Below are 20681 nucleotides of genomic sequence, written 5' to 3'. Positions count from 1 at the left end.
GGACACCCATTTAGGCGAGAATGCTTGCTAGATCGAGGTGTCAGATGACCAAACAGCGCCGTACCTTTTCTGCTGAATTCAAACGCGAGGCTGCCGACCTCGTGCTCAAGCAAGACTACAGCTACATCGAAGCCAGCCGTTCACTCGGTGTCGGCGAGTCGGCACTACGCCGCTGGGTCGCTCAGGTTCAGCAGGAACGTCAAGGCGTTACCCCGCAGAGTAAAGCGCTGACACCGGAACAGCAGAAAATCCAGGAGCTGGAAGCCCGGATCGCCCGCCTTGAACGGGAAAAATCGATATTAAAAAAGGCCACCGCGCTCTTGATGTCGGAAGATCACGAGCGTACGCGTTGATTAATCAGTTGAGCGTCCATGAGCCAATTGATTGGCTGTGCAAAGTATTTGAAATCAACCGCTCAAGTTACTACGCCCACCGCCTCAGACGCCGAACGCCTTCGGTTGCGCAGCCGGGTGAGCGAGTTGTTTTCACAAAGTCGCAGTGCTGCCAGCAGCCGAAGCATTCTCTCGTTAATGCGTGACGATGGTGAGCAACTCGGTCGGTTCAAAGTGCGCAGTTTGATGCGTGAGCTTGATCTCGTGAGCAAGCAGCCAGGTTAGCGTTCCTGCTGAGCTTAAGGCTTGAGCAAGCGACGGCGCTGATGGGTTTTACTTGTTTCCCTAAGGCAACCATGGGCCGAATAGCGAAAAGTCCGTCTGAACTATCTCATGCTGCTTACTGAATGTCCGCTGAATATACAGCGGTTTACTGCGTGCTCATTTCGTATACTCAAGTAGGACTTTTTTGATGGCAGGCAATCTCGTGCCATGTGTGCCGGAACTAAACGCTTTGCTGCCTGCTGCCGTAGGATGGCTTCTCGTCCAACCTCATCGCGTTGTCATGCTTCGACCTTTGGCATTTCGCTCTCAACAGGTTCTATGTGCCAAAGTCGGATGCGGATGCCGAGCAGTTTGATAACGACGTCAAGGCTGCAGAGGAGGGCTCAGAGGATGCGCTGCTGTTAAAACAAAAACTCCGCCAATCATGGCTAGCCATCTTCGTGCTCGACCAGTCCAAGGCCGACATGGGGCGTTTTGAAAGCAAAAGTATCCAGGGATGTTTCTGGACGCTGAAACATAGTTGTGTGATCGCGGTGCTTGATCGAAACGACCTTGATAGCTACGCGAAAGATTGACCGGTAATGTATACCGCTACTGATAAATCGCGATCCGCCGGAATAATGTTCTAGTAATTATTCATAATCTCAGTCCAGCCTGATTTTTGGCTACGGGGAAGGCGACGGTGATTCGCTGGCCATACCAGATTTAGCCGTTGTTTTCGTGGGCATTCGTTTAGCTGTCTTGGTGTCAGTCACCAAACAAGCCTGAGAAAACTCCGGCCAGTGCTGAAGCTTGGTTTCTACAAGGTTCGCAGGGCAAAGCAGGATTAGTGATCCCACAGTAAACAGTGGAAACCCTTCCACCACTGGATGGCCTCGTAGCGTTGTCACGGTACCCCAGCGCGCGTCGAAATCTTCAGACGCATAGGTGTCAGTGATCATATACGACGCCGTCTGATTGCTCCGAACACCCATCATCAGCGCGGCTCTATAAACAATAATTGGCAATGTGGCCGGGGCGAAAGACAGCATAGCAACGATCATAAGTACCAGCCCCACGAAGGTATTTCGAAGCCTTGTTGGAAGACTGTCTTGGGAGATGAAAAATGCCATTGCTGGAATTAGTGTTACTCCGGCGGCAGCGATCGACATCCACGTGAGCTTATAAAGAGCCGCATTGTCTTCAGGGCCTTGGTACGTCATTAGTAACAACAGCACTGGTAATACCGCAATAAACACTGTGCCGCACAAAATTCCAGTAACGGTGAACAGGACGGCGGCTCTGCGTTGCCATCCGATTTTAGTCGTGGGATGTGCCATTAATGCTGTGACATCGATAGCCATCTTGAATTTCTGAAATTTCATAAGCAACAGGGTGACGGCGAAAACTGTGATGCCGGAAGCCAAAAGCTTCCACGGAGTCCCGTATTCTTGAAACTGGAATATCGCGACGATCAATACTGTAATTCCCGCTAGCGCCGGTATCGTCAGTAACACAGCCATTAAGGGCTGGTAAGACGGCTGTTTATTGAACGTTGCTACGACCCATGCATACGCGGCCGAGGTGACGATCAACCCCACGACATACATGACGAACAGAATGCCAACCACGATCATCCAAGGAATAAGCGATGTCTTTGTATCCAAAGCCAAGGGCAATAGCTCCGGGAGACCAATCGCCTGGAAGTATGTGTACAGAGTGCCGATTCCAAAGATTGTACCCAAGACTCCCAATATGACGCTTACAAAGCCCCAATGCTGGGCGACGCGTTTTAAGTTCTTTATGACTAGGTCACTGGGTACAGCAAAGGGAGAGGTAGTCATCAGCGCCGCGAATAGAGTAGGTAGGAGGGCAGGCGAGCAAGCACGCCAAAGTAATACAGCAGATGCCAGAGGTTATGACACAGCAGGGCAGCTAGGTATCTGCGCTCACAGAGGGGGTTTGGAAGAGCATAAGCGCTAACTCTGCTATCCGATATCCTCATCAGATTTCGGAATGAATCCCTGCGGCTCTTAGGCCTTCCCGCTAGCATGGCTTTGCGCGAGGAGGTCTTCGCTGGGCATTTTCAGATTAAGATCGGCTTGTTCTTGGATAGACAAAACTTTCGCGAGAAGCTGGTCGGTCTGCAGGTTGTCATAGCGCTCTTCTAGCGATTTGCGCAGACGCATCAGGCGCACATTGGCCGTGTCGACGAGGGCACCATAGGTTGTGGCGCGCACTCGGCCATATTGTCGGCTAGCGTCACCTACTAGCTTGTCCGTACTGACTCCTGCCGCTACAGATTGTCCGACGACCCAAGCATTGATAAAGGGAGCACCGCTGATATAGCCGGAGGAAGCAATGTCCTGCACGTATCCGTCGGCCTGGGTGACCTCGCTTCTGGAAAGCTTGAAACCACCTTTCTTAAGCTCAATCAGCAAAATGTTTTGCATTTGAATCATGGTGGTGTCAGTTGGATGGAAAGTTTCGATGCCGGTCAACTGCACCATGGTGCGGTCTGGCAGGACAACAATGTCAGGACGTCTTTTCTCGTTTATAAATGAGGCACTGTGGTCGCCCCACAGTTGTCTTGCCACGCTCTTCAACGTTGCATTGGAGCAATACTCCATCGACTCGTATTCGGGGCCGAACAACCACCGCGAACGTAGAATAAGCGGGTGAAGGGTGTGGAGTTCGTCTGTATTCGGATCGTCGGCCAGGCGTTGGAGGGTTTCTATAACACTTAGGCGGCTATCGATTTCGTCGAGCACACGAAGGGCGTCTTTCACTGACCAGTCTTCCAACAAGGAATCGAGGCCTTCTACGTCTGCAGGCGAAAGCTCGGCGAGCTTTTGAAGCAGTGCTGCACCGCTCTTGGACTTTTCGAGGTTTATTACGGCTTTTACTGCAGTGGCAAGGAAGTCGGGGGAAATGGTGGGATGGGCCTGGGCGACTGCTTTCGTAAATTCGCTAACTTCTAGTTGTGCGCCTTGCCCTAAAGATTTCAATTCGTTTCGATTTTGAACCAAAGCATCTTCGGACGTGGCCTCGACCACTTCAGCGGCCAAGCCTTTTGCAACTTTATCTACATGTTCTGCAGTGGCTTTGAACAACTCTTCAACTGCTGGTGTTGCGCGAAAGCCTGTCCAGTCTGCTTGCACGTGATTGTCGAAGCCGCTTGTGTCCACTATGACTTTGTATCGCTTCGCAAAGCGCGTACGTCCGTCGAAGTTGGCGACTTGTCCAATCGCCCAAGAGGGATCGCCAACGAGTCGGCGATCAACCCAAAAAGCTACGCCTTGATGGATTGAGGAGTGATTGAGTCGGGTGGAGTCGATCACGATGACTTTCGCTGACCGACCTTCGCTCAACGCGATGGTGTGCTCAGTGACATGCTCTTCAAGCTTCGAGAGCGTCAGCGATGTGCCGTTCACTTGTATCTGGAATTCGGGATCGTGAATGAAGCGCGCTGCGAGCACGGTCAAGATTTCTTTAGGGTCTGGTAGTTTACGAGTCACCGAAACTGAAAGCTTCGTCCCTGATCCCTCGTGTATACCAAATTCTTCGCGGCGCAATACGAATGGACTGGGGCCCGATTCCGTTCCGACAATGAAGGTGTTCAGAGTGCCGTCGCGCCAAGTATCTACCTGATACTCGTCGGAAAAGCATAGTAATCCATGGCGGCCGACTCCATTGCGGCCATAAGCCTTTCTGGGTCGCTGTTGCAGACTTTTGGGAAATTCGACGCCTGAGCCTTGGTGTTTGAGACGGTCATACCGCAGCGTCATCCAGCGCTTGCGGAAGTGTTCTGGCGTCATGCCGTGGCCGTTGTCAATAATGGTCAACGTTCCGCCAGTATCCTCTGGAAGGAAAAGATCAACCTTGGTTGCGCCGGCGTCCCAAGCATTAGCAACTAGCTCAGTCAGCGCAACCTGAGGGACATGAGCGACAGGCCCCAATTCACGCAGGAGGTAATCTTCTTCAAAAAGCGATGTGTGAAGCGGTTGATCTGCCATCAATCCTTTCCTTGGACGTGTAATTGTCTGATAAGAGCCGTCTGCTCTACATTGATGGAGGTATTAAATGGTAATGCTACGTCATCGCGTGCGTACCTGATATGGATGAAAGCCTCTTGGCGGGGTGGCATCGATAATCCACAAAAAGCCCCGGGTCGCCTGAACTCATGCGTCAGCCAACTCCTTGGCCAATGCCAACAACTCCCCACGCTGCGCCTTCTTCAATTTATGGAATATTGAAAGCAACTCCGCCTCATCATCCTGCTCGCAATAAAAAAACGCCACCGGGTAACCACAGGCTTCAGCAATCTGCCTGACCGTCCCCTCGCCAGGCTCGTGAACACCTTTCTCATACTGATTCATCCTCGCGCTGGCAGAAGCTTCCTCGATCCCGGCCAGAATCCCCAATCTCTCCTGAGATAGGCCAACCGCCTTCCTAGCCTGCTTAAGACGCTTACTGAAAATCGTCATTTCTCTCACGCCCAAAGGCTAAGAGATTCTTAGATTTGAATTGACGCCATGCTAAGAGTTACTTAGGATTTCGCTGTGATGGCGTTTTGACGCCAAAAATTAATAGCCAAGGATGCGTGTGATGTCAGAAGTAACCGTAGTCAGCGGTAAGCTGGAAGTGGTCGGCCCATCGTCAAACAAGCCAGATGGCAGCGAATACACCTATCTGCGCATTGCCGAGAAAGACGGCAGCACCAAGCTCGTCAAAAAAGTCGGAGTAGGGCAGCTCATCGAGTCGTACATGCGACCGGGCATTGAGGGTGATTTTTACTTCGTGAAACTTGGTCGGCTGGGCTACATCCTTTTTGCAATCAAAAAGTCAGATGGCCAGAAAATCTATGAGGAGAATGGATTCAAGACGTGGATCGGCAAGATGCGGTTGAGCGCCGGTATGCTGGCCCTGCTCTTTATTCCGCTGAGCTTTGTGGGGCTGCTGATGGGTGGATGGCTGGGCATTATTGTCCCTGTAGGATTCATCTACGTGATGTGGAAGCTTGCGGTGTCTTTCCCGAGAGTATTGAAGGAAAGCTTCCTTAAGTCCCAACTGACTCAGTTAGGATTCGGGAACTGACGTAGCGCAATTCGGAGCGTCTCGCGCCGCCGGCACTCCGATCCTTAAGCTGCGCCGGGTTGAGTTGTTCAATGGTCGCCAGGTTCACCAAGGCATGCCTGCTTTTGTGCGGGGTCGCTTCAAGATAAGCGGGCAGGGGATGTTCATTGACTGTTTCGCCGCCAATCACGGCCGGTGGGATTACTCACCCAGGCTTTCAACTTTCCACATATCGCTCACCGTCGACCTCGGAATCCCGAGCTTCTCGATCGTGGCTTTCTGGCTCAGCCCTTGGCGTTTGCACTCTTGAACCGCAGCAAGTTTGTGCGCTCTCTCTTCAGCGCGCGAACTCTGCCCATCACCCTCGAAGTTGCGTAGCAGCTTCTCGATGCCTCCCAACTGCTCGAACTCATCGATCTCCCTTTGCGCCCGGACAAGCGCGTCAGCCGGCGAAATTCTGTCTCGGGCAGCAACGCAGAGCGCGAGAAGCGTAACCGGGTCGAGCTTGAGGGCGCGGGACAGCTCATCAAACTTGTTCAGGGTCGGTGAAGATTTCGCGTTTTCCATTAGCCAGAGGTGCTTACGATCACCTGCGTTCCCGAGATCTTGCTGAGAAAGGGCTCTGACCGATCGCGCAGCTTTTAGCGCCGCTGCTAAACCTTTGCTCAGTGACATCAGCATCCCTCGGAAAAGCGAGGATAGAGCCATGTTGATCAGTCCGGAGCGACGGTATATATTCCCCATCCGGATTATTCTGGGTCGGCGATCAATTTACTTGTGCTAGGTGACGCGCCCCCATGGATGACCGCGTTTCTCAGCGGCATACCAATCAATATAGGTCTAAATCGAAGCTTAGCGGGGGGCCATGAAACTCTATATTTTGTCGGACTTGCATAATGAGTTTTCCCAGTTCACCCCACTCCTAACGGACGCCGACTTAGTCATCCTGGCCGGTGACATCGACATTCACGCCAGGGGGGTGACATGGGCGAACCAGACATTTTCGTGCCCTTTAATTTACGTATGTGGAAACCACGAATTTTACAAAGGTCACATCGACAAAACGCTGAAAAAAATGAAAGACGCAGCCGCGCCCCATGTCCACATACTTGAAAACGAAGTTTTTGTTTGGCAGCAAATCCGCTTTCTCGGCACGACCGCGTGGACTGATTTTTCTACGACGGGAAACATGGTCGCTGCGAGCACTCTAGCCCGAGATTGCATGAACGATTTTCGAGTTATCAGGGCCGATGCTTCTTATCGTCGTTTGCGCCCGGATGACCTGGTCTCTCGAAACAAGGTGGCACGTGGCTGGTTAACTCAAGAGCTGAAAAAGCCTTTTCCCGGGCGAACGATCGTCGTGACTCATCATGCTCCAACGCCTGCTGTCATCGGCGACAAGCATGACGGCCATCTAAGTGCTGCATACGCAAATCATTGGCCTGAGCTCATCGAGAAGGCGGATCTTTGGGTTTTTGGTCATACGCATAGAGCAGTCGACGTTGAGCTCTTAGGGTGCAGAGTGATCTCAAATCCGAGGGGTTATCCGGGTGAAGACACGGGCTTTCACAGTGGCTTTGAGGTGCAGATCTGATGACGTCTTCTAAGGCGAATCGGAACGGCTCCACGCATGCCAGTTACTGGATAAAAACCTTCGGAGCGACGCTCGCCGACCTCCAATTTTTTCGGCTTCCAAGAGTCATTCAACAAGCTCGGGAAGCAATCCCCGACGAGGAGGTTGCGGGATTCCTCGCTTGTGCATTGGAACGCCCACCGCAGATGACGGGGTTGATGTTTTGCGATCGTCGTAAGCGATTTCCTGAGGGTCTTCCTGCGCATACGCCCCCAATAGTGAAACGGTATTACCGCGATGGTTATCTCATCGTCCAAGTGGAGGGTGGCGGCCTCTATGTCGTTGCTCACTGGTATCACCAAAACGGCGCATTAGGCCCATTTCATAAAGTGCATTGATGATGAAAAACAGAAGGAGGCTGCTTGCTAGTCGAGTAATCACAAATGCAGATGATCCTGTTGGAATTCCGAGCGTCGTGACGGAAGCCCTAAAGGTTGATTTTGGGACTCTAATCACAGGGTATCTATGCTGCGCGGCTTTTGAGAGAAACTACGCAATTGGCATCATATTCGGAGATTTGTTCGGCAGGTTTGAGAACGGCAAGGGTATCCACACGTCGAGCGTCCTGAGCCAAGCCGTGGTGAAAGGGTATGTCCTTGTTGAGACGCTCAACAGTCTTTATGTCATTTGCAGCTGGGCTCATGACGAATCTGGCCTTCGTTTCACGGGCCAGTTGCACTGACCCGCTCTGTGATGACCAGGAAAGTAGCAGGTATGAATTTTTGGTACCGGAGAGCGACGCCCATGAGCCTCGACGAGTAGGCAATCCCGTTACGCAGAAATGGGTTCCGATCAGACTATAGATTGACTGAAGTACCTGATCCCTAGGGAGCATTCGTATGACTGATATTTTGCAGGAAGTCGCAGCTCTGTTCGATCGCAGCGGCGAGCCTGTTGAGGGCTTTGATATGGGGCAGGTCGAAGCCGAGGCCGAGGCGATTATGAGCTTTACTGGTCGCCCATATTGCTTGGTTCGAGCCTGGAGCATCATCGAAGTTGATGTCTCCGAAGATTATAAGGTCTCGCTAGCAACAGATGGATTATCGCCTTACGTGCTTTATGCCTCGGATGTTGTTCTGCACAGCGGTGGCAAGCGTCGACCAGGTGATTGGGTGCGGAGCACATTTCAGCGCTCATTCACTCAAGGCTTCTTGTTTGAAACGAAAAATACGACCTATCTGTTGATGGGCCCGGGCCTTCGGAAAAAGGCGAGCGTTGAAGCGATCTTGGCAATCGTTAGCTGAGACTAAAACCGTGAGCAACACGAGGGGCCACGAGAGTGTGCTCCCGCATTATTGACTAGGTAAGGCAGATTTTTTTGGACATTGAACTACTGGGTGATCTGCTGTATGGCCCAGCCCGCGTGTTGTACGGATCAAAGCTCACAGACGAAAAGCTACTGCAGGCCACGCACGAAACCTTCGGGGCCCGGCCGTTTTGCATTGTCAGAAATTGGATGATTATCGACGTCTTGCTAACTGATCGGCACGACCGTCTGATCAAAGCGAACGGCTTAAAACCGGCGGTGCTTTACGGGAGCACGATTGGTGGAGCGGATGATGCGGCGGGTGACCTATCCCACGGTGTGCTGTCCGGTTTCCAGCGCAGCTACGAGGACTGTTTTTTTGAGACCGAGGACATGCTGCTCTTCGTACTCGCAGGGCGGGGGGCACGCAAGTCTGCTGGAGTGCCATCGGTCTTTGCGCTGGCGCAGCAGTGCGGCAGCGAATTCCGGGTGGACGATGGAAAGTGATCTCCTGGCGGTTTTGCCTGTGCGACACCGCCTGCTTCTTGATGGCTTGGCCATACGTGAAATTGCATGCATGCCCGGGTGGTGGATAGTGTTGGATAACGTCTGTCAGGCGCTCCAATGCTACCTTGATGCGCACCACGATGTCCCAGCGATCACAGTCATACGTGTGAAAGAAAAGTGTGGCGGGCTGCGGATATATTATCGCGGAGGGGATGAGGTTTGCCGGGGCATAGTGAACAAAGCTATGGAGGGTTCGCTGACGATTTGCGAGGTATGCGGTAGTGAGGGGAAGCGGATTGGAAAGCGACGGTATCGTGTGCGCTGTCCAACTCACGCCGCCTGGTCAACGGCTCCTGTTTTGAAAGCAAAAACACGCTGTATACACTCCTCAGCCGAGCTGCCAGAAAGCTTATCAGCATGCCTGAGTTAGCCACGCTGAGAGATCCACATATTCGTCGAGCAATGGGAGTGGAGGCTGATGACAGATGATTTGCTGCCGTTATTGCGAAGGCGCTATCCCGAGATGTTTTCTGGCGAGCATATGCGTGAAATTTCGTGTTATCCGGGATGGTTAGAGTTGCTTGATGAGCTCTGTCGAAACCTCACGAATTACCTCAATGAGAACCCTGATGTTCCTCCGGTAATGGTACGACAGATCAAGGAGAAATTTGGCGGATTGCGTTTCTACTATGAAGGCGGTGACGGCAGGTGCCGCGCAGCGGTCGACAACGCGCAAGAGGCATCTTTGTCGGTTTGTGAGGTCTGTGGAATGCCTGGGCAATTGGTAGGAACGCGCTGGGTCAGCGTCCGTTGTGATGAGCATACGAACTGGTCGGCGGCGGGGTGTATAGGTGAGTGATCACGAGATTGGCATACTGCGTAAAAGGTTGTTATTCGAACTGCTTGCACATCGGTTTTCAGCACCTAAGGAGGCGTCATGGACGACCCGCGACACCGTATTGAACAAATCCTTTCAGCGATGTCAGCAGTGCAGCACGCCGCTGGCGATGTCACTGAGCTAATCCGCTCGACCGACGTTGTGCCGACAGAAGTGCTCGATGCCGCTACCGATTTGCTGGAACAATACGGACTGATCAGTGCACGTGGTTTTGTGTCGAACGGAGGTGGCCTGCGGTTACTGTTGCAGGCCCTGGGCGAGAGCCGCTTTCAGTCAACATTGATTAATGCCGGTGACGGCAGCGGCGATCAGATCGTTAGCTTGCCTGATGAGCGGGTACAGGAAATGGGTTGGCAAGAAGGTGACGTACTTAATATCCGCAAGCGCGTAGATGGTGTGATTGTGCTCAGCAAAATGATTTTTTAGGATAGCGAATAATTCTGGCGTTGAGGGATCCATCTCCTGCCGATGTTGCAACAACGGGCCAGTAGCGTCTGTTCCTATAATTGGCATGGCCGCGATACACCGGGGCCAGTTTGTGACGTGGCAGGTAGTTTTGGCCTTACGACAGCACCCGACCAGATAGCAAAATGCGCATACCCATCTGGGGCAAAGCGATTGGCACTCCGGGGTAAACCAGCGTCGGCAATTCGAACCTCTTCTAGGTTATTGCGAAAGTTGATTTCCGAGAGCGCTTTGATACTGTCTAGGGTGTTCTTGTGTGCCGCAGGCTGGGGCATCCCCAGTAGCTGCAAGCGTTCTTGATGATGCACGTCCAGCCAGGTAGGCAAACACGGCCGCAACCACCAGCACCGCAGCGCTCAACTCGAAGGTCGCTCGATACCCACTAAGATCGAATGCCAGACCGCCAATGGTCGCGCCGGAACCAATTGCCAGCTGAACAATGGCCACCATCAGTGCACCTCCCGCTTCCGTGTCATTTGGCAGTGTTTTTGCGAGCCATAACCACCAACCTACCGGTGCTGCTGTTGCAACCAGGCCCCAGAAGCCGAGCAAGACGGTTGCAGTTATCACCGAGTTTCCAAACCCAATGAGCGCAAGGGCAATGACGGCCATCAGCATGGGAATGGCGATCAACGTCCGATACATGCCTTTCTTCAGGACGCCTTCAATCAGGAAAGTACCCGCGAGGCCAGTTGCCCCTAAAACGAACAATATGAGCGACAGCATGGAAGCGCTGACATGGGTGACAGCTTCCAGAAACGGTCGTAAATAAGTGAACAGTATGAACTGCCCCATGAAAAATACACCGACCGCCAGCATGCCCAATGCCACCGGCGCACTCTTCATTAGTCTGAATAGATTGCCGCTGGCGGAACGACGCTCGGTCTTCATTTTGGGGAAACTGAGCAGAAGCCATATGGCGGCAATTGCGGCGACCGGCACGATACAAAAAGACGCACCCCGCCAGCCGATCAGCGCACCTAGAAAGCTGCCAAGGGGTGCGGCAATCACTGTGGCCAAGGCATTACCGCCATTGACGACTGCCAACGCGCGTGTCACTTGGTCATCCGGCACCAGCCGCATGGCGGTAGCCGCCGACAGTGACCAAAAGCCGCCAATGGCGACGCCGATAAGCGCGCGGCCAACCATAAATACGGTGTAGTTCGGCGCGAAGGCCACCACCGTTGCGGAAACGATCATCAGCACCGTAAGGGACAGGAGCAGCCGTTTGCGCTCAACGCGTGCTGCCACCGCTACGATGCTAAGACAGGTCAGCAAAGCGAACAGCCCTGAGACGGAAATGCTCTGGCCGGCCTGGCCTTCAGTGATGTGCAGGTCGGCTGCAATTGGCGTCAGCAGGCTGACGGGCATGAACTCGGATGCCACCAGCGCAAACGCGGCGAGCGACATGGCGAAAACTGCGCCCCAGGATTGCGGGCGATTTTGCAGGGAGACTATTTGATCGGTCATGGATAAAAGAACCTGGGTATCTTGATGCGCACTGTCGGTGGAATTGACAGGCGTATGGTCTCTGTCATCGCACGAACCCTTGATGAAGGGGGACTCAGGCGTGGTACAGATGCTGAAACGTGGCACTAGGATCAGTACCGCGAGAGAAACGGTGCCTATCTCAGGCACCGATCAATCACTTCAGATTTCTCTGGAAGAACGCAGTCAGTTTGGCGAACGGGATAAGGCTGACCCGATCATACAGATCCACATGACCTGCTCCCGGAATGATGAGCAGTTCCTTGGGCTCGGCTGCGCGCTGGTAGGCGTCCTCACTGAATTCGCGAGAGTGTGCTTCAGCGCCGGTGATGAACAGCAACGGGCGTGGCGAGATGCTCTCGATGTCGTTGAACGGGTAGAAGTTCATGAACTTCACGTTGCTGGTCACAGTCGGCATGGTGGTCGTTTGTGGCGTTGCTCCGGCAGGTGTGACCTCGCCCCGCGATGTGCGATAGAAATCGTAGAACTCGTCACCGACTGGGTTGCCCGTAAGTTTCTGCGGTGTGCCGCCAGTGAGCTTGGTTGCACCGCCCTGGAATTCTACATCGCGCTGTTCGGCCGCCTCGCGGATGATCTGCTGGCGCTGCTCCGGGGTGACGGCATGCTGCAAACCGTTACGGTTGGCCGCACCCATGTCATACATGCTGACGGTCGCGATAGCCTTCATGCGCGGATCGATCTTGGCGGCACTGATGACAAAGCTGCCGCTGCCGCAGACCCCGATGACGCCGATTCGCGCGCGATCAACCAACGGCTGGGTGCCCAGAAAGTCCACGGCGGCACTGAAGTCTTCCGCGTAAATATCAGGGGATACGGCGTTACGCGGAGTGCCCGCGCTTTCGCCCCAGAAGGACAAATCCAGCGACAGCGTGACGAAACCTTGTTCAGCCATTTTGGTGGCGTAAAGATTCGCGCTCTGCTCCTTCACCGCGCCCATCGGGTGACCCACGATGATGGCGGCATGCTTGGTTTTGGCGTCGAGGCCCTTCGGGATGAACAGGTTTGCTGCCACCTTCATCCCGTATTGGTTGTTGAAGGCGACCTTTTGCATGGTGACTTCGTCGCTCTGGTAGAAGTTGTCCGCACCGTTTGACATGTCGGCTCCCATTGATGAGAAAGAGGTGATGAGCAGCCCTAAGGCCAGCAGCATGCTTTTCATGTGATATTCCTTGCCGTTGAGTTGTTGCCTGCTAGGGGCACATTCTCCGGCGCTGCTCGTCTGTCCTGTAGCGCATTTCGCTGGATTACTTGCCTAATCCGATGAGCTTTCGCTTTCTGGCTGGGAAGGGCACGGGCTGGCGAGTTAGAGTTCGTTCACGAGGTATACGCACCCATGAACATCAAGATCGACACCCACGCTCAGAACACATCGCCCCAAGAGGCTCTTGCGCAGATCATTGGCGCTCGGATCACCCAACCGGGTGATTACCCAACGCCTATCGCTGGTCTCGGTTTCTTTCGGCGTGAACACCCATCACCCCCAGCTGTCTGCATGGTCGAGCCAAGCATCATTCTCGTCGCCCGAGGCGAGAAGCGCCTGTGGGTCGGCGGTGAAGGCTATCGGTATGACACATCGCGATTTCTGGTCACCTCGTTGGGCTTGCCCGCCAATTCAGAAGTGCTGGTGGCGAGCCCTGAGCAGCCTTGTTTGGGGCTGACTTTGAAGCTCGATCTGCGCATGTTGGCTGAGTTGATCGCCCAGGGCAGCCTGCCGCCAAGTGGTGATAAAGCCGTTGGGAAAAGCGTGGGAATCAGCTCAGCGACCCCGGCTTTGTTAGCCTCGTTTGGGCGTCTGCTGGAGTTGCTGGAGGAGCCCGAGGCGATCCCTGTACTGGCGCCATTGATTCAGCGAGAAATTCACTACCGACTGCTGCTGAGTGACCAGGCTGCTAGATTGCGCCAGATCACGTCTGTGGATGGTCAGGGCTATCGGATTTCGAAGGCGATCGACTGGCTGAAACTGCACTACGCCTCGCCGCTTCGCATAGAAGAACTCGCCGCACAAGTGCAGATGAGCGCTCCGACCTTTCACCACCATTTCCGCCAACTCACTGCGATGAGCCCATTGCAGTACCAGAAATGGCTGCGGTTGAACGAGGCAAAACGCTTGATGCTTAATGAACACCTGGATGTATCGAGTGCAGCATTCAACGTCGGCTACGAAAGCCCCTCCCAGTTCAGTCGCGAGTACAGTCGACTGTTTGGCGCACCACCCAAGCGGGACATTGCGGTGTTGCGGGGGGCCGTCAGATAGTTTCGAAGTGGGCAGGAGCAGCACATGAAAAAACGGGATACATCATGAGTGACGATCTTGTCGACTGGCTGCTTCTGGCCGATTTTTTTTGAAAAAGTCGGCTTGGTTACCATGGCAGAAAAGTACACGTCTGAGATTCAAATCCTGAATCTTCGCAGAGGTATTCAGGCTCGGATTTCACGTAGCGGTGTGCTAATCAGGCGCTTTTACTGACCAATGTTCCGGCGGCTTGGGAAAACCGACTTTTTCAACACAATCGGCCGATTGTTGCCCGTCGCTACTGCCATCCTCAAGGTGCCTATACCAACCTTCACATTCAACTCATGTTGCACATGTCGAATGCAATGGAGCCTCAGTGTCGGAGGCCATTCAACCCGCTGGCAATGGACTACAATATGGATGAAAGTAACAGCGATATTTTGAAAAGCTCGATGCCACCGACAGGTACAGCGTGAGTAAAACTAACATCCTTTCCCCAATGGTCGTGTTTGCAATGCTCTTGGCAGGTGCAAGCACTGCGAGCGCCGGTGCTATCTACAAATGCACCAATCCAGACGGCAAGAGCATTTTTCAACAGGTGCCGTGTAGCGTTGACTCGCTTAGCCCATTGGCTGATGAAAAAACTTCAGATACGTCTCAAAGGCAAGAAGCCATCCTCCAAGCCGCAGCGGCTGACTACGCCAAGCGCATCAAACAGGTGGAAGTCTTGATGGAGAACGACGAGAAACTGAATGAAGCGTTAGAGCAAAAAAAGTAGAAAGGCTCGTTGCAAACGAGTATCAGGACGGTACGCTCTTGGCCGAACGCTACCTTCCGCCACCCACTGCAATCGAGATTTCTACAGATACTGTCCGTAGGAAATGTGAAGGTTGGAGTGGAGCCAAGACGTCAGATTAAGCACATATTTAGTGGCATATATGACATAGGATATGGCTAGTACGACAATATGCACTCGCCCCCCTTAATAAAAAATTTTTGAGACGGAGTTCTTATATTTGAGACCAAAGAAAAAGCGCGGATCTGTGCCTCCCTCCTGCTGGAGGTCTTTCCCCCATTTTATGGGGCGCTTTTGACACTGTCGTTGTTCTGCCTTTTAATCGGTTTTGACTGAATGCGGTGGTGATGCCCCCTAGGGGCATTAGAGAAATCGCCGATTCGGCCGTCAGGCCGCCGCTTTGCTTTTGGCTTCAAATAACTATCGAAAATTTTGAAAAATACTCGTGTCGGACAACATCAACCTTGATCACGATCGTGGACGCAAAAATGAGGTTTGCTGGATGGATTTAGGGATGGAGTCGCACGTGTGGGCACTCGCACAGCAGTTGCTCAGAGACCCTGGATTCACGAGCACCGTCGACAAACTGGTTGGAGAATATAAGCGCCGGCCGGGCATAGATGTCACGGAGCGGTTGCATGCTTCCGACATTGGTGAGCACGCGATTGCTGTGCTGGGGGCCTCGTTGAAGCGACACGATATTGTTACCGGTGGCAGCAACGGCTTGTGCGGTTATGTTTCTGTGCGATCAAGGCTAAGGCATCACCTGCATGCTCGTCTGCAATGGCACCTGATGCAGGCCGATTCTGCCTCTGAAATGATCCTTGAGGAGCTTTTCGCTCGCGATCTGAGTCTGTAGCGCGACGCCTGCCTTCAATGATCCTAGGACGCTGGCTTCACTGAAGCGAGATCAAAGCGGACGCTGTAACGCGTTTGGCGCAACAAGGCAGTGACGATCATCGATCGAGAGTGGAACGCCCCTTTGGCTGTCAGGCCGCTGCGCTTGATTTGGTTACAAACAGAAGTCCGCTACTGGGCGCGAGCTAATGTTCACAAGGTCTCCACACCACGGTGTCCCAGCTGAGTTTCTTCGAACACTACGAGCGGGCGGGGCCTCGAAGCGTGCCACGACCCCAGACTGATCGCAACGATCTAGATGAAAAGGTACACATTGTCACCGAGGGGCATTGCGGCAACCTCCTCTCGTGCCTATAAAGCTGAACGTAACTCCCCCAAAAAAGGCGTCGTAATGAGTACAGCACTGACTGAGCAAGAAATGCGAAACGCTTTGGGGCTTGAGATCAAAGTCGAGGCTGCGCCAGAGAAACCAGAGCAAAGACCGGTCTCGCCGCCCGTAGCACCACTCAAGCCTAAAAAACGAGTTTCCACTGGGCTTCGCGTTACCCTTCGGGTGACACGGGAGTTTGAAGGCGAAGAGAGTCTCTTCGCTTATGATGCAAATACCTTGAGTCGTATTGATGCCGAGCAGCTAGCCAGAAAAGCTGCGGCCAAAGAGAAGTATAGATTTTTCGAGTTGGTCTCCATTGGAGCTATCGAGTAAACGCCCAGCAAAGGCATCTAGTTGATTTTGCTAAGAGGCCGTTAGGCGGTTTATTGCGCGTTGAAATGGGAGATACGGTGCCCTCTCGCACAGACGTCCTTTCCTGCCACTCACAGCACGGTGATCAGCGCGGAAGGCCAGTCCAGGTTCCATGGCAGCGAACGCTGTAATTGACGACGCCCCAAACCATCAACTCATCGCGGTCGCAAACGGTGCGGGGAGAGTATTTTGGGTTCTCCGGATAAAGGACGATCTGGTCTCCTTCCCGGACAAAGCGGTTGACTGTAGGTTCGCCGTTCACGGCAGCAATCACGATGTCATCGTGATACAGCCTCACGTGCCCGGTTAACGACTAGCAAATCACCGCTGAAAATACTCGCTCCGGTCAAGCTGTCCCCGCCGGCGCGAACCAGGTAGGTGTGCGGGGCTTTTATTTTCAGAATCTCATCCAGCGAAATCGTGCGCTCCAAATGATCTTGCGCAGGGGACGGGAACCCAGCTGGAACTAGGAAGGAAAAGAGAGGGGGTTGCTTGCCCTCTTCTGTGAGGTAGGCGATAAATTCGATGGCCATGAAATGCGTGCCGAAAACTGTATATCTATACAGAGCACATTAGCCCCCGTCGCCTCAACGCCGCATGAGCAGCGGTGTCTCACTGCTTGATTGAGGTACTGCGTGGCGACCTCGGCTGAAGGGCGCCAGGCGGTGTATGGTGGTGCTAGCGATAGTTGACACCGAGGTAGAGTCGAAAGCCTAGTACAGGACTCCCGGCGGACTCGACCGTCGTGTCCGGCATCACCAGGCGGGATCCTGGTTAGAACAGGTCTGGTTCAGGCTTCGGAGTCAGTTCCATCTCCAAGAACTCAAGCTTCGCTAGAAGTTCGTCAAAGGTAACGATGTCCACGTCCTTGCACGCATTTCGGAATACCTCAAGGCAGCGCAGTTTCATTGGATCTGTGGGGGTGCGGCCTGCGACAACCACGCATTTGATGACATCGGCACCGGACAGGCGCAGGGCCGGGTTGTCATATACATGACTCATCCAGCGTTGTCTAAGCTCGCTCTGCTGAAACAGCACCTGGGTCACAGCACCAGAAAGGGCCGAGTTCGGCCCAAATACATCCTGCCCACGGTAAGCCGCGCCCTGTAGCAAGGCCGTCTCTGGCGTTTTGATTTCAACGATGGCGAGTGCTTGACCATATTCCTTGAAAAGGAAGTCGCCGATCTGAGCACCTGCACCGGTCAAGGCAGACCCCTTTGCATGGAATTGCGTATGAGTTAGCTCGACAGGACGCGCAAAAGCCATACTCAGAACGAATTTGTTCTGCTCAAAGAACCTCTGCCAGTGCGGTTCGGTGAGTCTAGTGGCGAGCTTCACCTTGAATGCCTCAATCATTTTTGCGAGTGTCACCCGCTCAATCTCGGCGTGCAGAACCATTAGCTCTTGGGGGGCCTCCGTGACAAGCGCACTAAGCTGCTGTCGCACGGCCTGCACGTTGGATCGACGCTCGGCACGCTCCCGCGCCGCAGCCTGGTTCGCACCTTCGCGTCGAACCTCGACCAAGGTCTGGTTCTCCTGCACAACTCGCTGGAATCGTTCTGGATTAAGCCTAGTGAGCACTTCGTCGTGCACGATGCGTTGCTTTGTTTGACGAATCAGCTTACGGCCGTTCGTCGTGACTCGATTGAAGGCGCGGCGCAGCTTGTCGACCTCCTGAGCGCTAACCGAAACCACGCCGTCTTTGGCGTGCATTTCCGGGTGTTGGCTGATCACGAGTATGTCAGCGTGTTGAATCCGCGATAGGCCTTGCCAGACTGGATTAAGGTCACTGTTAAGACCGAGGCCATTGCTTGCAGGATCAAAGAGCCGCCAGGCTAAGCGCGAGTCAATGCGCAACGCCGCAGCGTCAGCGTCATCCGGCAACTCGTCGCCGCAGTCATCGACGTAGATGACTGTGGTGAAACGCCCGTTCTTGGGCTCCAGGTAACGCTGTGCGTGCGGATTTATATGGATCGGCCGCATGATGATTCTGTTTGGAAGGATGGTCGCCAGCAGCGGCCAATCTTCCTCAGGCAGTGCATGCCAAGTTCGGGCCTGAGCGTTGGCAAGCATGTACGTTCGCAGGAATAGCTTTCGTGCAGGCTCTGTTCCCTCAGTCGCTATTTCTAGGCGGAAGCTCGCTTCCAGCACGTCGTCATCACTAAACGGCTGCGGCGCGACCGCAGCTCCCCCCATCCCATTTGCCATCTGGCACCCTTCGTCGGAGTCATTATCTGGCTGTCGAATATACGCTATCCAGTGTCGATGCTAGCTCCGCGCCGACCTCGGGTCTTACATCTTCGCTCGTGCGTGTCGGCCGGAAGAGTCGCAATCAACATGAAGCGGGCACATAGTCCCTTAATCACGACACACCACTTCAGGCCGATTGCGGTCTTTCGCGAAGGAATGCAAACGAAGCAGGCGTTCATTTTCATGCATAAGCAAACAAGGCCGTAAATGCGGCCTTGTTTTATTCCGGGTGTTACTCGTGTGAATGGCCGTGCTCAGCGCTCTCGGAGGTTGCACCTTTCTCACCAACGCCGCATGCCGTCATCAGGCCTAGGAAGCAGATCAGAAGCATCGAACGGATCAGAGTTGTTTGGGTTTTCATGGGGAGACTCTTCAAAAAATGGATGAAATAAATGGTCTGAGGTCAGGTTGAACTCTGCATTTCTAGCAGTAGAACAGCCATCGCTACCTCGAATTACTGTTTGACGCTCAAGTAATCGCCGGTCGTTTTCAGTGAAATGGTCACATCGTTGTTGCTGCGATTACGCCAAAACCAACCGTGGGTGCCGTCAAAAATGGCGGTGAATTCACCTTTATCACTTTTAACCTGCTTGCCCTTGTTGTAGCTGTGGAAGTAACCCTTTTCACCGTTGTAGGGCTCGCCATGGGTGTCGTAGTTCACAAGCCCGCCAGCGGCTGTCCATTCATAGCTGACAGTTTTGTTCTTCAGCACTTCCAGTTTGATCTCTGTCCCTTCACCAGGTTTGAGTGTGACGGTCATTTGATTCGACTTCATAGCTGGGGCAGATGCCGTCGCTGGTTGGGCCGCAGGTAACGCAGCAGGTTGGATTTGCGCAACCTGCGGAGCTGGAGCTGCTGGTTGCGGTGGCGCGGCATCCGCCAAGGCTTCCTGGGCAAGGATGATTTTCAGTTCACCCATCTGGGTCAGTCCCAGTGCGCGGCCCACGCCCGTAGGATCAACGGCATATTCCGAAGGCATGACCACGGTCACCAGCAGGCCGACCGCAGTCAGCAGTGCAATGACGGTCGAACGCACCAGTTTGCGAGTGCTAGGCAATTCATTAACAGTTGGAAGCGGAGTATTGAACATGGTCAGAATTCCTTACGCGGAGACAAACAGGCCGGTGATCTGGTAACCCATCAGGAGGAAACCGGCACTCATCATGGCGACGTTGGCGGTATAGGCGTGGCGCCAGAAACTGCCGGTGCGCCGCCAATACCCCATCAAAATGAGAATCGCGCTAAGGGCCAGCAATTGGCCGATCTCAACGCCAACGTTGAAGGCGATCAGGTTCGGAATCAGGCCATCAGGCGATATCTCGTACTCCTGAATCTTGGTGGCCAGACCGAAACCATGAAGCAGGCCGAAGATCAGCGTGGCCACCTTGGTGTTGGGTTGGAAACCGAACCAGCGCTGGAATGCGCCCAGGTTATCGAGCGCCTTGTACACCACAGAGAAACCGATGATGGCGTCGATGATGTAAGAGCTGATGCTGACTTCGGTAAGAACGCCAAGCAGCAGCGTGACCGAGTGGCCTACAGCGAACAGCGTGACGTAGAGCCCCACGTCTTTCAGGCGGTAGAGGAAGAAGATCACCCCGAACAGAAACAGCAGGTGGTCGTAGCCCGTCATCATGTGCTTGGCGCCCATGTAGATGAAGGGCAGCAACATGACGCCGGAACTTTCCTGGATAAAACCCTTGTCACCTTCCGCGACGGCGTGAGCCATGGCCTCGGGCATCCCGAGGAAAAGTGCAGCGACAAGTAAAAACAACAGCAATAGCGGGCGGTGCGATGGCGCAGTGAATGCGACAACGCCTCTCATCGAGTGCGAATGCATAGATCAATCCTACGTTGCAGGGATCAAAGGCC

The 20681-nt window shown here is 53.7% G+C and carries 21 protein-coding genes and 2 pseudogenes; 13 read left to right on the top strand and 10 right to left on the bottom strand.

Annotation, left to right across the window (positions count from 1 at the left end; genetic code table 11):
- Positions 1–44: 44 nt before the first annotated feature.
- A pseudogene (locus ACVBEG_RS16970) lies at positions 45–614 on the top strand (transposase); the annotation flags it as partial.
- Between the two features lie 278 nt (positions 615–892).
- On the top strand, positions 893–1192 hold the full coding sequence (locus tag ACVBEG_RS16965; protein ID WP_447108133.1) for a DUF3841 domain-containing protein: 300 nt from the start codon (positions 893–895) through the stop codon (positions 1190–1192).
- Positions 1193–1282: 90 nt separating this feature from the next.
- On the opposite strand, the gene ACVBEG_RS16960 is transcribed toward ACVBEG_RS16965, so the two are convergent.
- The 3 genes from ACVBEG_RS16960 to ACVBEG_RS16950 form a co-directional block, all read right to left on the bottom strand.
- Positions 1283–2440, bottom strand: a complete 1158-nt coding sequence (locus tag ACVBEG_RS16960; RefSeq protein ID WP_447108132.1) for a hypothetical protein — start codon at positions 2438–2440, stop codon at positions 1283–1285.
- A gap of 189 nt (positions 2441–2629) precedes the next feature.
- Positions 2630–4612, bottom strand: coding sequence for an ATP-binding protein (locus tag ACVBEG_RS16955; protein ID WP_447108131.1), 1983 nt, complete (start codon positions 4610–4612; stop codon positions 2630–2632).
- Positions 4613–4777: 165 nt separating this feature from the next.
- The gene (locus tag ACVBEG_RS16950) at positions 4778–5083 is read right to left on the bottom strand and encodes a helix-turn-helix domain-containing protein (RefSeq protein WP_447108130.1); all 306 of its coding nucleotides are present in this window, start codon (positions 5081–5083) and stop codon (positions 4778–4780) included.
- A 121-nt stretch (positions 5084–5204) separates the two neighbouring features.
- Between ACVBEG_RS16950 and ACVBEG_RS16945 the strand changes: the two genes are divergently transcribed.
- The gene (locus ACVBEG_RS16945; RefSeq protein WP_447108129.1) at positions 5205–5693 is read left to right on the top strand and encodes a hypothetical protein; all 489 of its coding nucleotides are present in this window, start codon (positions 5205–5207) and stop codon (positions 5691–5693) included.
- A 180-nt stretch (positions 5694–5873) separates the two neighbouring features.
- Here ACVBEG_RS16945 and ACVBEG_RS16940 read toward each other — a convergent pair whose 3' ends face one another.
- Positions 5874–6347 carry a helix-turn-helix domain-containing protein gene (locus ACVBEG_RS16940; protein ID WP_447108128.1) on the bottom strand — a complete coding sequence of 158 codons (474 nt, stop codon included), beginning with the start codon at positions 6345–6347 and terminating at the stop codon, positions 5874–5876.
- Between the two features lie 190 nt (positions 6348–6537).
- Here ACVBEG_RS16940 and ACVBEG_RS16935 point away from each other — a divergent pair, with 190 nt between their 5' ends.
- The 6 genes from ACVBEG_RS16935 to ACVBEG_RS16910 all read left to right on the top strand — a co-directional run bounded on the left by ACVBEG_RS16935 (position 6538) and on the right by ACVBEG_RS16910 (position 10382).
- Positions 6538–7266, top strand: a complete 729-nt coding sequence (locus ACVBEG_RS16935) for a metallophosphoesterase (protein WP_447108127.1) — start codon at positions 6538–6540, stop codon at positions 7264–7266.
- Positions 7266–7643 (top strand): hypothetical protein, encoded by a 378-nt coding sequence (locus tag ACVBEG_RS16930; protein ID WP_447108126.1) that lies wholly within the window; start codon positions 7266–7268, stop codon positions 7641–7643. The genes ACVBEG_RS16935 and ACVBEG_RS16930 overlap by 1 nt, the downstream gene beginning before the upstream one ends.
- Before the next feature lie 501 nt (positions 7644–8144).
- Complete coding sequence (locus ACVBEG_RS16925; protein ID WP_447108125.1) at positions 8145–8549, top strand: DUF6957 family protein; 405 nt, start codon at positions 8145–8147, stop codon at positions 8547–8549.
- A 74-nt stretch (positions 8550–8623) separates the two neighbouring features.
- Positions 8624–9058, top strand: coding sequence for a DUF6957 family protein (locus tag ACVBEG_RS16920; RefSeq protein ID WP_447108124.1), 435 nt, complete (start codon positions 8624–8626; stop codon positions 9056–9058).
- 478 nt (positions 9059–9536) lie between these two features.
- A complete protein-coding gene (locus tag ACVBEG_RS16915; RefSeq protein WP_447108123.1) occupies positions 9537–9917 on the top strand; it encodes a hypothetical protein in 381 nt (126 codons plus the stop codon).
- Between the two features lie 78 nt (positions 9918–9995).
- Positions 9996–10382, top strand: a complete 387-nt coding sequence (locus ACVBEG_RS16910; protein WP_447108122.1) for a hypothetical protein — start codon at positions 9996–9998, stop codon at positions 10380–10382.
- A gap of 240 nt (positions 10383–10622) precedes the next feature.
- On the opposite strand, the gene ACVBEG_RS16905 is transcribed toward ACVBEG_RS16910, so the two are convergent.
- Positions 10623–11891 (bottom strand): MFS transporter, encoded by a 1269-nt coding sequence (locus tag ACVBEG_RS16905; protein ID WP_447108121.1) that lies wholly within the window; start codon positions 11889–11891, stop codon positions 10623–10625.
- 175 nt (positions 11892–12066) lie between these two features.
- Complete coding sequence (locus ACVBEG_RS16900; protein WP_447108120.1) at positions 12067–13089, bottom strand: alpha/beta hydrolase; 1023 nt, start codon at positions 13087–13089, stop codon at positions 12067–12069.
- A gap of 174 nt (positions 13090–13263) precedes the next feature.
- On the opposite strand from ACVBEG_RS16900, the gene ACVBEG_RS16895 reads away from it, so the two are divergent.
- From ACVBEG_RS16895 to ACVBEG_RS16880, 4 genes are all read left to right on the top strand, one after another.
- A complete protein-coding gene (locus tag ACVBEG_RS16895; protein WP_447108119.1) occupies positions 13264–14184 on the top strand; it encodes an AraC family transcriptional regulator N-terminal domain-containing protein in 921 nt (306 codons plus the stop codon).
- Between the two features lie 451 nt (positions 14185–14635).
- Positions 14636–14941: a DUF4124 domain-containing protein gene (locus ACVBEG_RS16890; RefSeq protein ID WP_447108118.1), complete on the top strand. Its 306-nt coding sequence runs from the start codon at positions 14636–14638 to the stop codon at positions 14939–14941.
- Positions 14942–15404: 463 nt separating this feature from the next.
- Entirely contained in the window at positions 15405–15818 is a 414-nt protein-coding gene (locus ACVBEG_RS16885) for a hypothetical protein (protein WP_447108117.1), read from the top strand.
- A 390-nt stretch (positions 15819–16208) separates the two neighbouring features.
- Complete coding sequence (locus ACVBEG_RS16880) at positions 16209–16520, top strand: hypothetical protein (RefSeq protein ID WP_447108116.1); 312 nt, start codon at positions 16209–16211, stop codon at positions 16518–16520.
- A 124-nt stretch (positions 16521–16644) separates the two neighbouring features.
- Here ACVBEG_RS16880 and ACVBEG_RS16875 read toward each other — a convergent pair.
- From ACVBEG_RS16875 to ACVBEG_RS16860, 4 genes and pseudogenes are all read right to left on the bottom strand, one after another.
- Positions 16645–17092: pseudogene (locus ACVBEG_RS16875) on the bottom strand (LexA family protein).
- Positions 17093–17333: 241 nt separating this feature from the next.
- A complete protein-coding gene (locus ACVBEG_RS16870; protein ID WP_447108115.1) occupies positions 17334–18767 on the bottom strand; it encodes a Shedu immune nuclease family protein in 1434 nt (477 codons plus the stop codon).
- Positions 18768–19263: 496 nt separating this feature from the next.
- Complete coding sequence (locus ACVBEG_RS16865; protein WP_447108114.1) at positions 19264–19899, bottom strand: transmembrane anchor protein; 636 nt, start codon at positions 19897–19899, stop codon at positions 19264–19266.
- Between the two features lie 12 nt (positions 19900–19911).
- Positions 19912–20649: a HupE/UreJ family protein gene (locus ACVBEG_RS16860; RefSeq protein WP_447108113.1), complete on the bottom strand. Its 738-nt coding sequence runs from the start codon at positions 20647–20649 to the stop codon at positions 19912–19914.
- Positions 20650–20681: the final 32 nt, after the last annotated feature.

This window comes from Pseudomonas sp. GG8, from assembly GCF_052976945.1.
The sequence above is the reverse complement of the archived record's forward strand: the minus strand, read 5'-3'. Positions and strand labels throughout refer to the sequence as shown.